Source organism: Xenorhabdus thuongxuanensis, assembly GCF_001908095.1.
Lineage (GTDB): Bacteria > Pseudomonadota > Gammaproteobacteria > Enterobacterales > Enterobacteriaceae > Xenorhabdus > Xenorhabdus thuongxuanensis.
In genome coordinates this window covers 323,010-336,111 of sequence record NZ_MKGR01000001.1, presented here as the reverse complement: position 1 = coordinate 336,111, position 13,102 = coordinate 323,010, and the positions used below count along the sequence as shown (strand labels likewise).

11 protein-coding genes and 1 pseudogene are annotated in these 13,102 nt (G+C 40.8%); 4 read left to right on the top strand and 8 right to left on the bottom strand.

Going from position 1 to position 13,102, the window contains the following annotated elements:
* Window positions 1–113: 113 nt before the first annotated feature.
* From Xentx_RS01485 to Xentx_RS19080, 3 genes and pseudogenes are all read left to right on the top strand, one after another.
* Window positions 114–680: pseudogene (locus Xentx_RS01485) on the top strand (SidA/IucD/PvdA family monooxygenase); the annotation flags it as partial.
* Window positions 680–3,088 carry a GNAT family N-acetyltransferase gene (locus Xentx_RS01480; RefSeq protein WP_074018483.1) on the top strand — a complete coding sequence of 803 codons (2,409 nt, stop codon included), beginning with the start codon at window positions 680–682 and terminating at the stop codon, window positions 3,086–3,088. The pseudogene Xentx_RS01485 and the gene Xentx_RS01480, both read left to right, overlap by 1 nt.
* A gap of 294 nt (window positions 3,089–3,382) precedes the next feature.
* Window positions 3,383–3,529, top strand: coding sequence for a hypothetical protein (locus Xentx_RS19080; protein ID WP_167366739.1), 147 nt, complete (start codon window positions 3,383–3,385; stop codon window positions 3,527–3,529).
* A gap of 99 nt (window positions 3,530–3,628) precedes the next feature.
* Here Xentx_RS19080 and emrB read toward each other — a convergent pair whose 3' ends face one another.
* The 5 genes from emrB to Xentx_RS01455 all read right to left on the bottom strand — a co-directional run bounded on the left by emrB (window position 3,629) and on the right by Xentx_RS01455 (window position 8,442).
* Window positions 3,629–5,170: a multidrug efflux MFS transporter permease subunit EmrB gene (emrB, locus tag Xentx_RS01475; protein WP_074018482.1), complete on the bottom strand. Its 1,542-nt coding sequence runs from the start codon at window positions 5,168–5,170 to the stop codon at window positions 3,629–3,631.
* Between the two features lie 9 nt (window positions 5,171–5,179).
* Window positions 5,180–6,415 carry a multidrug efflux MFS transporter periplasmic adaptor subunit EmrA gene (emrA, locus tag Xentx_RS01470; protein ID WP_074018481.1) on the bottom strand — a complete coding sequence of 412 codons (1,236 nt, stop codon included), beginning with the start codon at window positions 6,413–6,415 and terminating at the stop codon, window positions 5,180–5,182.
* Between the two features lie 243 nt (window positions 6,416–6,658).
* A complete protein-coding gene (mprA, locus tag Xentx_RS01465) occupies window positions 6,659–7,174 on the bottom strand; it encodes a transcriptional repressor MprA (protein ID WP_074018480.1) in 516 nt (171 codons plus the stop codon).
* Between the two features lie 129 nt (window positions 7,175–7,303).
* Complete coding sequence (ygaH, locus tag Xentx_RS01460; RefSeq protein ID WP_074018479.1) at window positions 7,304–7,639, bottom strand: L-valine transporter subunit YgaH; 336 nt, start codon at window positions 7,637–7,639, stop codon at window positions 7,304–7,306.
* Between the two features lie 44 nt (window positions 7,640–7,683).
* Entirely contained in the window at window positions 7,684–8,442 is a 759-nt protein-coding gene (locus Xentx_RS01455) for an AzlC family ABC transporter permease (RefSeq protein WP_244149801.1), read from the bottom strand.
* Here Xentx_RS01455 and Xentx_RS19475 point away from each other — a divergent pair.
* Window positions 8,324–8,647: a hypothetical protein gene (locus Xentx_RS19475; RefSeq protein ID WP_244149802.1), complete on the top strand. Its 324-nt coding sequence runs from the start codon at window positions 8,324–8,326 to the stop codon at window positions 8,645–8,647. The two genes, Xentx_RS01455 and Xentx_RS19475, sit on opposite strands and share 119 nt — an antisense overlap.
* Window positions 8,648–8,649: 2 nt before the next feature.
* Here the strand turns inward: Xentx_RS19475 and proX are convergent, their stop codons facing one another.
* From proX to proV, 3 genes are read right to left on the bottom strand one after another with little or no spacing between them, the layout of a single operon-like run.
* Complete coding sequence (gene proX, locus Xentx_RS01445; protein ID WP_074018506.1) at window positions 8,650–9,660, bottom strand: glycine betaine/L-proline ABC transporter substrate-binding protein ProX; 1,011 nt, start codon at window positions 9,658–9,660, stop codon at window positions 8,650–8,652.
* The gene (gene proW / locus Xentx_RS01440; protein WP_083600842.1) at window positions 9,653–10,834 is read right to left on the bottom strand and encodes a glycine betaine/L-proline ABC transporter permease ProW; all 1,182 of its coding nucleotides are present in this window, start codon (window positions 10,832–10,834) and stop codon (window positions 9,653–9,655) included. The genes proX and proW overlap by 8 nt, the downstream gene beginning before the upstream one ends.
* Window positions 10,824–12,026, bottom strand: a complete 1,203-nt coding sequence (gene proV, locus Xentx_RS01435) for a glycine betaine/L-proline ABC transporter ATP-binding protein ProV (protein ID WP_074018477.1) — start codon at window positions 12,024–12,026, stop codon at window positions 10,824–10,826. The genes proW and proV overlap by 11 nt, the downstream gene beginning before the upstream one ends.
* Between the last annotated feature and the right edge of the window lie 1,076 nt (window positions 12,027–13,102).

Below are 13,102 nucleotides of genomic sequence, written 5' to 3'. Positions count from 1 at the left end.
GCTTGTCTTTGTATGCCAATACTCTCTTTCGAAAATCTAAGCTGTAACCCATCTCATTTTATGCCTTGTCATCTTAGGTTTAGATATTATGTCATATTAATATGATTTAGCTATATGGCTTGCCGGAAAACAAGCGTGAAACGCTAAATCGTACTCAAAAATCGCTTTATAAAGGTATCAACAGTTCACTCATCAATGAAATTTTCGATTTGATGTACACCAAACGATTGAATGGAGAATTGGATGTTGCGTTGTACACCAATAGCGAATTACGGCAAGTACGTCATGTAGCAAAAGAGCCAGATGCGGCTGGGGTACTGGTACTGGATTTAATCCAGAAAGAGCAGGAAGCTGAGTTTTCCCTGACAACAGAAGGTGTAGTGCTTGCTACAGGCTATCAGTATCAACTTCCTGGTTTTATCGAGGGTATACAGCATCTTATCCGTTGGGATAAGCAAGGACGCTATGATGTTCAGCGTAATTACAGTATCGATCAGAACAATGAAATCTTCGTACAGAATGTTGAGCTTCATACCCACGGTTTTGTCACACCTGATTTGGGAATGGCAAGCTACCGTAACTCATGTTTGATTCAAGAAATCACGGGAATTGAACATTATGAAATAGAAAAAAGCATTGCGTTCCAACAATTTGGTGTTGCTAGTGAAGAGGTTATCTAATGTCTACTGTGGCCACTGTATTATTTGAAAAAAAATTTCCTGAACTGGGAACATTTTCCTTGCGTCCACTGAACCTGACAGAAGATATTGTGATTGTTACTGATTGGGTTAATCGGGATTATGCCTATTATTGGGGTATGCAGGGGCAGACTGCACAGCAGGTGAGCGAGTTTTATCAAGACCTGCTGAATCGTCAACCGAATTCTGTCTTTATCGGGATATACCAAGGGCAACCTGCTTTTCTGCTGGAATGCTATCACGCACAAGCGGATCTGATAGGAAAATATTATACGGCTCGCCCAGATGACATGGGAATGCATATCCTGGTTGCCCCGCCAGAACAGAAAATCAGGCAATTCACTTGGGGAATTTTCCAAACAGTGATTGGGTTCATTTTTAGTAATCCGGCTGTCAATCGAATTGTCGTTGAGCCAGATATCAGAAATGAAAAAATTCACCGTCTTAACTTACGGGCGGGTTTTGTTTACGAAAAAACAGTGCAGTTACCACATAAAACTGCAGGGTTGGCCTTCTGTACAAGGGAACAATACCAAATGGCATTAGATACAGATGTATTATCGGGGTTAACTAACCAGAATCACCCTTTTGTTAGCCATTTACATCCAGTTACTTGGCAGAAAATTAACCGTTTGCATTTGCGGAAAGCTATTTCGGAATTTGCCCATGAGTGTTTATTGGCTCCTGAACAATTGACAGAACAGGCTGATCAAAAGGGATATCACAGCTATCGCTTAGATAACCATGATTATTCCGTTAATTACTATTTTCGGGCGCGTAGATTGGCGTTGGATCACTGGTTGATTGATACTGATTCGTTACGGAAAATGCAGGCTGGGGATTGGGTCGAACCAGATCTCATTGCTTTTGTCATTGAATTTAAAAAGCAACTGGGCATTAGTGATAGTGTGATGCCAACTTATTTGGAAGAATTGACCAGTACGCTCCATAGTAGCGCGTTTAAGTATCACCGCAGTGGTATCAATGTGGAAGATTTGGTCAATGCTGATTTCCAGACAATCGAAGCAGAAATGATGGAAGGACATCCCATTTTTGTTGCCAACAATGGGCGTATTGGCTTTGATGCGGAAGACTTCCAGAGATTTAGCCCGGAATCCGCCTCTGATATGCGTTTGGTATGGTTGGCTGCACATAAGAGCAAAGCACATTTTGCTTGCATTGAACAACTCAGTTACCAACAACTATTAGAGCAAGAGTTGGGGCGCTCTGAGGTTGATAAATTTACTCACCAACTTATTCTTTTGGGGCTGGATCCGGAAGAATATCTATTGATGCCTTTCCATCCTTGGCAGTGGCAGAATAAATTACCTTCTGTGTTTGCCCATGATCTTGCCAGCCGTAAGCTGGTGTATTTGGGCAAAGGAACTGATGTCTATCAGGCGCAGCAGTCAATACGAACCTTGTTTAATCGTAGCCATCCTCAACGTTATTATGTCAAAACTGCTCTTTCGATCCTTAATATGGGTTTTATGCGGGGATTATCGCCTTATTATATGGCGACAACGCCTGGTATTAACGATTGGCTATTTGATTTGGTACAAAAAGATGATGTCTTACAGGGATGTGGTTTCAGGATTTTGCGTGAAGTGGCCAGCATCGGGTTCAGAAATAGTTATTATGAGCAAGCCATTCAGGGGGATACACCTTATAAGAAAATGATGGCGGCTTTGTGGAGAGAAAATCCATTACAGTTGATTGGATCAAACCAAAATGTAATGACAATGGCCGCGTTGTTACATCACGATCAACGTGGGAAAGCTTTTTTACCTGCATTGATATCAGCATCAGGATTACAACTTGAGGAATGGATACGCCGTTATCTAAATTGCTATTTCGTACCATTATTACATTGCCTATATGCTTATGATCTGATGTTTATGCCTCACGGCGAAAATATCATTATGGTGCTGGAAAATCACGTTCCACAATATGTCTTTATGAAAGATTTGGCAGAAGAGATTCTGGTCATGAACCCTGAAGCAGAATTGCCGGAAAAAGCCAGCCGAGTGAAGGTCAATATGCCTGAGGAAATGAAAACATTGACGATTTTGTCCGATGTATTCGATGGTGTATTTCGTTATCTGGCGGCAATTCTTGATGAACAGGCAGGATATGCGCAGGAACAATTTTGGCAAATGGTGGCGGATTGTATTTTGAGCTACCAATCCCTTCACCCAGAGTTTAGCCAACAATTTGAACGTTATAATCTGTTTACCCCAGAAATTAAACGGTGTTGTTTAAATCGATTGCAAATTGCCAACAATCGTCAGATGCTCGACCTATCTGATCCCGCCCAGAGTTTTAAGTTTGCGGACAATTTAGTGAACCCAATTGCTCAGTTTGCTAACAAGCCTGAAAGTATTATGTAATTGAGCAATTGCGTTTCTTTGAAATCTCACTGGCAGAGAAGTTTTCTTGAATTTAGACACAAGAAGTGACCTTTGAAGTGAGAAGCCTCGGCCGATAGAGGGTATCGTAAAAGCTCATGTTACCCATTAAGATCTGCGCTCTTCCTTTAAGCGCAGATCTTTTATAAATATCAGGGTAAAATTCCATACTTCTGGAATGATTACTTACATTAAACCTCAAATCACTGCCGAATATTACCGTACAAAGAGTTTTACCCTGAGAAAATTCAGCAATAGAAACAGGCTCTTTTGTAGATGCCTGCCCGCGATGATAAGGCGGTTCTGAAACAGAGCCAAAAAGAAAATAACCAACTGAAACGTGAACTGGCCCACAAGGACAAGATGCTAGCAGAGGCGGCAGCGATACTGGTTCTGCGAAAGATGTTACAGGCACATTTGTAAGGAATACTCTGCGATGACGAGAGAGTATTGTTTCCGACAATATTTTTCGTAACGGGAGCAAACACTCCCGTTAAGATCACTAGATTCAATGTAACAAGTTTAATGCGCTCCTCCAGGATCTTTGCCTTCGGCAGAAAAAGGCGGTTTTGCCAGCCAGATCAATAACGTCAAAACAAGAAATATACCTGCTGAAAGCCAAAAGATCTCATTGGCAGATATAATTAACCCTTGATGAGTGATCTGTTTTGCCAGATAAGCGGATATTTGTTCATCATCCATACCCAACTGAGCCAATTGCTGGTGTATTTGCTGGTAATTAGGATTATATGGATTGATGTACTCCGTAAGGTTTGAGTGATGCATAGATTCACGCTGTGTCCACATTGTGGTTGTGAGGGATGTCCCGATTGAACCCGACAATATACGGGTAAAATTTGACAGGCTAGAAGCTGAGGCCATTCGTTCTGGCCCTAGCCCTGATAATGTGATGGTTGTCAATGGCATAAAGAAACATGCCATGGCAAGCCCTTGAACAAATTGAGGCCAAGCAGTCGCAGAGAAATCCATGTCTGGTTCAAAGGTATATGCCCGCCAATAGAAGCAAATAGCATAAGTGATGAAACTAAATGTCACGATATAGCGCATGTCTATTTTATGGCCAAACTTGCCAATGACGGGTGACAGTAACAGTGGCAACAATCCTATAGGTGCGGCCGCAAAGCCAGCCCAAGTTGCGGTATAACCATAAACTTCTTGCAATAGTTGTGGCAGTAAAACAATCGAACCGAAATACATCATGAAGCCGAGACTAATACTCAGTGTACCAATGGAAAAGTTGCGTAGCTTGAACAGGGATAGATCGATTATCGGATGATCATCAGTCAGTTCCCATATTATCAGGAAAATAAGCGCGATAATGGCAGTAATAGTAAGGACAATAATCTCGGTGGAATTAAACCAATCAAGTTCCTTGCCTTGGTCAAGCATAACTTGCAAGCTGCCTACACCGATCACCAGTAAAAACAGCCCAATAATGTCAATAGGGCGGATTTCTGTTTTCGTTTCCCGACCACGCAATAGCTGCATAATGATAAAAATAATTGCGATACCAAGAGGGATATTGATGTAAAAGATCCATCCCCAGTGGTAGTTATCACTGATATAGCCGCCAAGAATAGGTCCGCAAATGGGAGCAACAACGATCATTATCGACCACAGTGCCAATGCCATGTTGCGTTTCGCGGGTGGATAGTTATTTAACAACAAACTTTGGCAAAGGGGGAGTACGGGGCCTGCGGCCAACCCTTGCATAACACGGAAGAAAATTAACATACTAAGACTGTTGGAAAGGCCGCACAACCACGATGAAAGAGTAAAAATCGCGGTAGACCAGAGGAACAGTTTCACTTCACCAAAGCGTTTCGCTAGCCAACCGGTAATTGGAATGGAAATTGCATTTGCGACACCGAAGGAGGTAATCACCCATGTTCCCTGTGAGCTTGACGCACCCAGATTACCAGCAATCGTCGGTATGGCGACGTTGGCAATGGTAGAGTCGAGAACAAGCATGAACGTCGCCATTGAAAGAGTAATGGTCAAAAGGGCGAGTTTCGCACCTGTAAACGGTTCTCTTGTTACCATGACTCCCCCTTAAATTTGGTTTCCTGCATTACTATTAATAATGTCAGTAACTATTTTGTTTGCAGGAGCCATATCTATCGTCAAGGCTTTGGTCTGATAGGCTGGAAGGGTACGTCCGGTGGTTGCCAGTACAGTTCCATCGGTGTTCGCTGTGTCCACGGTGACTTTTGTTGATAACCCAATTCGCAATGGATGTTGTTTTAATTGTTCAGGATCAAGTTCAATACGGACTGGCAAGCGTTGTACGACCTTAATCCAGTTTCCGCTGGCATTTTGCGCTGGCAATAGAGAAAAGGCACTACCGGTTCCCATATCGATACCTGCAATCTTGCCAGTATAAACAATATCGTCACCATAGAAATCGCTGACGATTGTAGTCGGCTGTCCAATCCGCATATTTGCCAGTTGGGTTTCTTTGAAATTGGCCTCAATCCACATATTGTTGGCGGGTACAATCGCCATCAATGGTGTTCCTGAATTGATACGAGAACCTACCTGAACGCTGCGACGAGCGACATAACCATCAACAGGGCTGACAATATTAGTTCTCTGCAAGGCGAGCCAAGCATCACGGACGCCGGAGGCCGCTTTTTCGATAGCTGGCTGTTTTTCCAGCGGAGTATCCAAAATAATGGCCTGATTGCTTTTATATTGAGCTATTGCAACATCCAGATCAGCTTGGGCAGCAGAAACAGTTTCGCGCATATGTTGCAACTCTTCTTTACCAATCAAATCCTGAGTACCTAATATTTCCCTTCGGCTGAGATCATTTTGAGCTTTTCTGAGAGCAATTTTTTTCAGCTCAATGATGGCTTGATATCTTTTACTGTCAATCAGGTGTTGATGAGTGATTCGGACAGTATTGGCTAATTCATTTTTGGTTCTTTCCAGGGCCAATTCGGCGTCACGGGGATCGAGTTGAATGAGAGGCTGGCCACTTTTCACAAAATCAGTATTGTCAAAATTGACAGTCACGACGCTGCCCGCAATTTGCGACATGACTTGTATCTGATTACCTGTAACATAGGCATTATCGGTTTCTTGGTGGTGACGTAAAATGAGAAACCAGTAAATGGTATAACCTGCCCCAAGCAGAAGGAAAAATAACGTCAATAACGTAATGATATGGCGACGTTTCTGTTTCTTAGTATTATTTTTTGTTTTTACCTTTGCAGGAGATTGTATTTCGCTTGAGGATAGCGTTTTTTCGCTAGACGGAAGCAGTGTTTTCTCACTAGTACTCATGGAGAGTCTCCGTATTTTTTCTTAACTTATTATTAATTGTGTGGCCGCAACAGGACGCAATACATCTCCAGTAGTGTGCGTTTACACTACTGGAAAGGACGAACGATATGGATTTAAGTATTATCTGAAGATAATAGTCAGCCATACGAAGTATCTGATGATACAGGCTAGTAGAAAAGTTTTTTTAGATCATATTGCTATAACATGTTTTCTTGGTTCAAAGCCGTTTAGAAAGAAGGGGAATCACTTACTTAAACAATCCCCAATATTATCTAATTGCCCCAAAATTTTTCTCATCAATTTTTCTAACTGTTTTTTCTCCTCGGAATCCAGAATAGACCAAAGTTTGATCAGGCATTCGTGCTGTGGTGGAAGTAAACTGTTCAAAAAGTTTGAACCTTTTTCTGTGAGATGGAGATGGAGGCAACGACGATCGTTATGGCTCTCTTTTCTCTCTATCCAGCCTTGCTTTTCTAATTCATCTGCAATTCGGGTTGCATTTGTACGGGAAGAGCCCAATGCAGCACTAAGTTCTGATGGCTGAATGCTACGACTTTCTTTGGTATCCAGAATCATCAGAGCCATAAACAAGGTTTCATTGATTCCTTGTGCTTTCAGCATGTTGTTGCGATTTTCCAGAAGCTTGCTCTGGACATGCATGGATAAGCGAGTCAGTAATATCTCTTGATAGGGTAAACTTTTTTGCTGTGCTACACGGCAATTAAGTAACTCTTCTGTGGGAGTGAATGAACTTTCCATTGTTTAGATACCTTATTAGTTTCAACCGGTAAAGTAACTTTTGTTAAAAACCATACAAATACTATATTAAAAGTTAAATTTAGCAATTATAGTTATTTATTATCATCATATTTCTTTAAATATTGATACCTAATTCATAAATACTTTGAATATTATTCCAAAAACTACAGCCCCAGACAGTGTTGAAATAATGATGCTTCGAGTTTTGTAGAAAAACAGACAGATGGTTAGGTAGCCAATTAGAGTCGGAAAAAGTTTGCTGTGCTCCTTCATGACGTCAGGAATGCTGGAGACGATAAGGAGTGAGCAAATTGATGCAATACCAATGCTGTCGAGTATGACGCCCATTTTGCCTTTTTTTTCTGTCGGTGAGTGATTGACACCCAGGCGCAGAGGAAGATAACGGAATAAAAAGTTGGCAGCACCTACAATAAGTCCGATAAGAAGTATTTTATTATCAATCATATAATGAGCTAGTTATGTAATATATTAATTATGTAAGGTACTAATCATGCATTTTTAGTTTGCAGAAGTGCCGCTAAACATCCACTCATGATCCCCGCAAGAATGGCGATAGGAATTGAAAAAAATATGATTCCCATTAATGCGCCCAATAAAGCAGCGGTAACACAGTAGGTATTTTGTTTTTTGAAAGATGCTAACAAAAAACTTAAGAATAGAGCCGGAAGCATAAATATCATGGCAGCTTCAATGGCTGGATAAGAGCTCAAATAACCATTACCTAATATGGCTCCAGATACTGTACCCAACACCCAAGAGAGCCAAGAACATATTGCAATGGCGACCATCCAGTTTTCACTCCAGCTCCGTTGGTCTTTAATTAATTTAGTTGTTGCTGCGGCAAAAACTTCATCAGTCAGGCCAAAGGCCCAAATTACGGTTTTCTTTTCCGATAATTTTTGTTTGATGCGATAACGTAAGGCAGGGCCATATAAAATATGGCGGATATCCATTGCCATTACAGTTAGCGCAGAAAACCACAATGACATTCCTGCACTCAGTAAAGCCGTGATGACAAACTGGCTGGCACCAGCATAAATGACACATGAAAAAAATATGGCTTCTATGGGAGTAAATCCCAGTTTAGTGGCGCTTAAGCCAAATGCAAAAGAGACGGGAATATAGCCAATGGCGATTGGGAGACTATCCCAAATACCGTCTTTAAATGAAGAAGTCTTACTTGGTAGAGGATTTTCGGATTCTGATGTATCAGATATTGGTATATCAAGTGCAGACTTATCAGGCATTGGCATGGAATATTTTATTTTTTTGTTAACAGATAAAGTAACATTAACAAAATATGGTGAAAGTGAAAATATAAAATATATAAATTATTTAAATAATTTCTTTGAGAACAAAGGAGTTGATCGTGATAGAAGAGGTGTGTACTGGATAGCCGTGATTTTGTTAATATCTTTGCGACTACCCAGGTACAGAATGAAAGAAAGATGAATTTATGCTTTGTGAGCGACTTTTTTGGCTGCTTTTAGCCAGCCATCTACCGTTTTCCGATGTGTTTTGATCCAGTCTTCAGCTTGACGTTCAATATCAGCTTCTGAAATTTTGGCGTTATGCATGAGCTGATTTTGAGCACTGATATCAGCAATAGGTAAGGCCATAACAGCAAAAAGTTTCGCAGCAGCAGGGTTCTTTTCTGCCCACGTTTTGTTTGCCACGATATGCATGGAACTGGGAGGGAAGCCATAGTTACGACCGTTAGGCAACTGAGTATTGATGGTTTCTCCCTCACCGATAGCAGAAAAGGGGACTTGAAGCCAGACGACATCTTTTCCGGGTTTTAGTACATCACTCACCCAGTAAGGTGTCCAAGTATAATAGAGGATAGGTTTACCTTCCCGATAACGGGCAATAGTGTCAGCCATCATAGCTGCATAATTGCCTTGGTTTTGCTCCACGGTATTCTCTAATCCATAAGCAGCTAAGTGATGATTGATCGCTCTTTCACACCCCCATCCAGGGTTACAGCCTGTCAAGTCTGCTTTTCCATCTCCATTACTATCAAACAGCTTGGCAAGTTTAGGATCTTTCAATTGAGCGATATTGGTAATGTGATATTTTTCTGCGGTTTTTTTATCAATAAGATACCCTTGAGCCGCATTTACAACATAACTTCCCTTGCGATAGAAGATATTATCTCCTCCGGCAGCTTTGTATGGGGCATCATGGAGTGGTACCCAATTGACGGCCATAAATGTGGCATCACCAGAAGCAATGGAGGTGTAAGCGACGTTATAATCAACTTCTTTGATCGGTTTGACGTCATAGCCGAGTTTTTCCAAGGCTTTGCAGACAATCAAAGTCTGAAATGTTTCTTCACTGATTGTACTTTGTAGCGGTTGTACACTGATACCTTTGCCGGGAAGGTCAGTGGCAGATGCTATTGAGGATAATGAGAGGCTTATGAATGCCATGAGAAGCGTTGCAAAAATTATCCCCTTATTCATGATCTTTTTGCATAAGGTGATTATGTGCATGGTTGTTTCCTCCTTTTGTTACCAGGTCGGATATCGTTTTGGGCGTATTATTTTTACTGGCATGATTTTGATGGGCGGCTTTTTTCTTAATTGAGCGAATTGAGAGAAAAAGCAGGTGCAGTAATCCTATTGGCCCAGAGTGATACCAGCGTCCTCCTTTGGTTCGATGATTTTTGCCCAAAGATTGAGTCAGGCGATCAAGGATAATGGCAAGAATGACAATTCCTGTACCGCCAACGGCTGCCAATCCTATATCAAGACGGCCAATACCACGTAATACCATCAGTCCCAAGCCGCCAACCGCAATCATGGAAGCGATAACGACCATAGAAAGTGCTAACATCAATGTTTGATTCACACCCGCCATAATTGTAGGCATCGCCAACGGTAATTGAACTTTGAACAGCATTTGCCGTGGGCTTGCCCCAAATGATCTGGCGGCTTCAATTAAATCTGATGGAACTTGTTTTATTCCCAAAATTGTCAGGCGAATAATGGGAGGTAACGCAAAAATGATGGTGACGATGACACCGGGTACATTCCCTATGCCAAATAGCATTACGATGGGAACGAGATAAACGAAAGCAGGAGTGGTTTGCATGGCATCTAGCAAGGGGCGAACAATTTTGGCTAGCCGTTCATTGCGAGCCAATCCGATCCCAAGAGGAAGTCCAATTATAAGGCAGAACAGTAGGGCAGTTAGCACTAGAGCCATGGTTATCATAGCTTCTGACCATGCCCCAATTGCACCGATCATGATCAACGAAATTAAAGAAATAACGCCTATTCCTGCACCAGCAACTTGCCAGGCCAGTAATGCAAAAAACAAAATGGTGATGGGAGGGGGCAGTGTGGTCAGAAACTGTTCAAAACCATTGAGGACAAAATCGACTGGAACGCGGATTACTTGAAAAACAGGCCGGAAGTGTACGACAGCCCAATCGATGATATTAGTCACCCATGAGTCAAACGGAATTAGCTTATGTTGAAAAGGTGACATGAAATTAAAGTGTTCTGGAGGAATATTGGTTGCAGAAGTATTCAGCCAATCGTGGTTTGATGAAGGAGCAGCGGTGCCACTATCCATCCAAGGATCACTGCTGTTGGTGGGATCAGTGACTGTCTGTGGAGAGTTATTGTCCATTGGGTGCTTCCTTATCTAAGGCCTGTAGCAATATTCCTTTGGAAATGACACCTAAATAACGATTATTGTCATCTATGACAGGAACGGCACAGGGAGATTGCGCGACGGTGGATATCAATTCATTCAACGGAATATCTGCCGAAACGGCGGTTGGTTTTTCCAATACAGCATGTTCAATGGATTTTTTCTCTGCCAATGCTTGTTGCAGGGAATTGACAGATACCACGCCAATAAACTTCTGACCTTTTTCGATTAAATAGCCATAGTTTCTGTCTTCATTATCCAGCACTTTCAATGCAGAACGGGGACCAAAACCTGCTGCGGCATGAAGCAATGTTTCTGGCCGACGGCGAGCAATGTCTTTGGCTGAGAAAACATGCCCAACATCCACACCACGGAAGAATGTTTTAACATAATCATTAGCGGGGCTATTCATGATTTCATCAGGCGTGCCGACTTGTACGACAATGCCATCTTGCATGATGGCAATGCGATCACCGATACGCATTGCTTCATCCAGATCGTGGGAAATAAAAACAACTGTACGTTGGTGTTCCCCTTGCAGGCGCAGTAATTCATCTTGCATTTCGGCACGGATTAAAGGATCAAGGGCTGAGAAGGCTTCGTCCATTAACAGAATATCGGGATTGTTAGCCAAAGCCCTGGCTAACCCAATACGTTGCTGCATACCACCGGAAAGTTCATTGGGATAGGATAGAGCGTAGCTTTCGAGATTGACTTGTTGCAGTGTTTCAAGGGCTTTTTGATGACGTTCTTCTTTGGGGACGCCCGCAAGCTCCATACCAAACGCCGTATTTTCCAGAATATTCAAATGTGGCATAAGTGCAAATGATTGGAAAACCATGCTGATCTTACTGCGGCGAACATCCCGTAGCTGAGTTTCTGTGATGGTGGAAATATCTTCGCCGTCAATAAGTACATGGCCTTTGGTAGGCTCTATCAGACGATTGAGAAGACGTACTAGTGTGGATTTACCTGAACCAGATAATCCCATGATCACAAATATTTCGCCTTCTTCAATGGCCAGATTGACATCTTGAACACCGACGGTGAGACCTATTTTTTCAAGTATTTGTTCTTTACTGAGACCAGACGCTAATAACTTAAATGCTGGCCCAGGATTATTGCCAAATATTTTATAGAGATTCTTAACTTCAAGTTTAACAGTCATGGAATAATATTTTCCTGTTGTTGATGATATATTGCGTTCAATTACTCCGCTGATATTTTACCAACATATACCCTAACATATTAAAATGCACTGACAACCCTTTATTTAATATCATTAATAAAAAATTATGTTTTGCTATGACATAATATTGGAGATGGTAAGGTGAGTTTTTTTTGGTATTGATTTGGTTTTTTGGAGCATTATATTGAATTTTATGATTTTTTGTTTTTTTATGCTTGTTTTTGATGTTGATGGTGGAACATATTCTAACTATGAAAAATTGATGAGTTTACATTATCATCATAATATATTTGAGAGATTAGTGAATGTAATTCTATTTTCAAGGTGTCAAATTGAATTTCCCGGTATATAAATAATGCTATAACAATAGCATATGTCATTTATATTTGTTGCTTTTTATAATTGATTCACTGCATGGTATTGAGTTGAAATTTAGTGTCCGATATTTACTTTATGCATTTTCTATGTTTTGAATTTTTTAGATCATTTTTCAGTGAGTTTTTATATTGAACAGAGTATTAATAGATATATAATTTAATATCTAATAATTGGTGAAATAACGAATTGAAATACATTGTGTCTGGTTCATCATTTCACCGCTTTAAGGATGGAAAATAGTCATTGTCGAAAAAAAGAATCAGAGTCTTGAATGCCTGAGAGATGCTTTTCACACAGTTTGTGAGTGAACGCTGTTAATACTTGGATATAACTAGCTTTTTCGCACCATTGAGTTGATTGGTAGCAGTGTAGTGTATCTCTTGGGGAATTAGCCCCCCGATTGTTGTTTTCTAAATGTAGAACCAACCGATGACATACCACTGTGTTTGCCATAAATGATAACACTTCTAGTAAAATTTCTGGGTGTTATATTATTTAATAATAATAAATGCTAACATATGTGTATTATATTGAGATAATTTAATTGTGAAAATTATACTATATATGGTGTTTTATTTAATTATTTTATCTATATATAGTGTTTTGATCTTTTTTAAATAGGTGACATTAAAAATAAAGTGTTATAACTTATTGGCAGAGCCATAATTTTAATTGTC

Coding starts and splice junctions, on each gene's coding strand:
- Xentx_RS01480 (WP_074018483.1), top strand. CDS start 680: ATGTCTACTGTGGCCACTGTATTATTTGAAAAAAAATTTCCTGAACTG.
- Xentx_RS19080 (WP_167366739.1), top strand. CDS start 3,383: ATGCCTGCCCGCGATGATAAGGCGGTTCTGAAACAGAGCCAAAAAGAA.
- emrB (WP_074018482.1), bottom strand. CDS start 5,170: ATGGTAACAAGAGAACCGTTTACAGGTGCGAAACTCGCCCTTTTGACC.
- emrA (WP_074018481.1), bottom strand. CDS start 6,415: ATGAGTACTAGTGAGAAAACACTGCTTCCGTCTAGCGAAAAAACGCTA.
- mprA (WP_074018480.1), bottom strand. CDS start 7,174: ATGGAAAGTTCATTCACTCCCACAGAAGAGTTACTTAATTGCCGTGTA.
- ygaH (WP_074018479.1), bottom strand. CDS start 7,639: ATGATTGATAATAAAATACTTCTTATCGGACTTATTGTAGGTGCTGCC.
- Xentx_RS19475 (WP_244149802.1), top strand. CDS start 8,324: ATGGCGATTGGGAGACTATCCCAAATACCGTCTTTAAATGAAGAAGTC.
- Xentx_RS01455 (WP_244149801.1), bottom strand. CDS start 8,442: ATGCCTGATAAGTCTGCACTTGATATACCAATATCTGATACATCAGAA.
- proX (WP_074018506.1), bottom strand. CDS start 9,660: ATGAATAAGGGGATAATTTTTGCAACGCTTCTCATGGCATTCATAAGC.
- proW (WP_083600842.1), bottom strand. CDS start 10,834: ATGGACAATAACTCTCCACAGACAGTCACTGATCCCACCAACAGCAGT.
- proV (WP_074018477.1), bottom strand. CDS start 12,026: ATGACTGTTAAACTTGAAGTTAAGAATCTCTATAAAATATTTGGCAAT.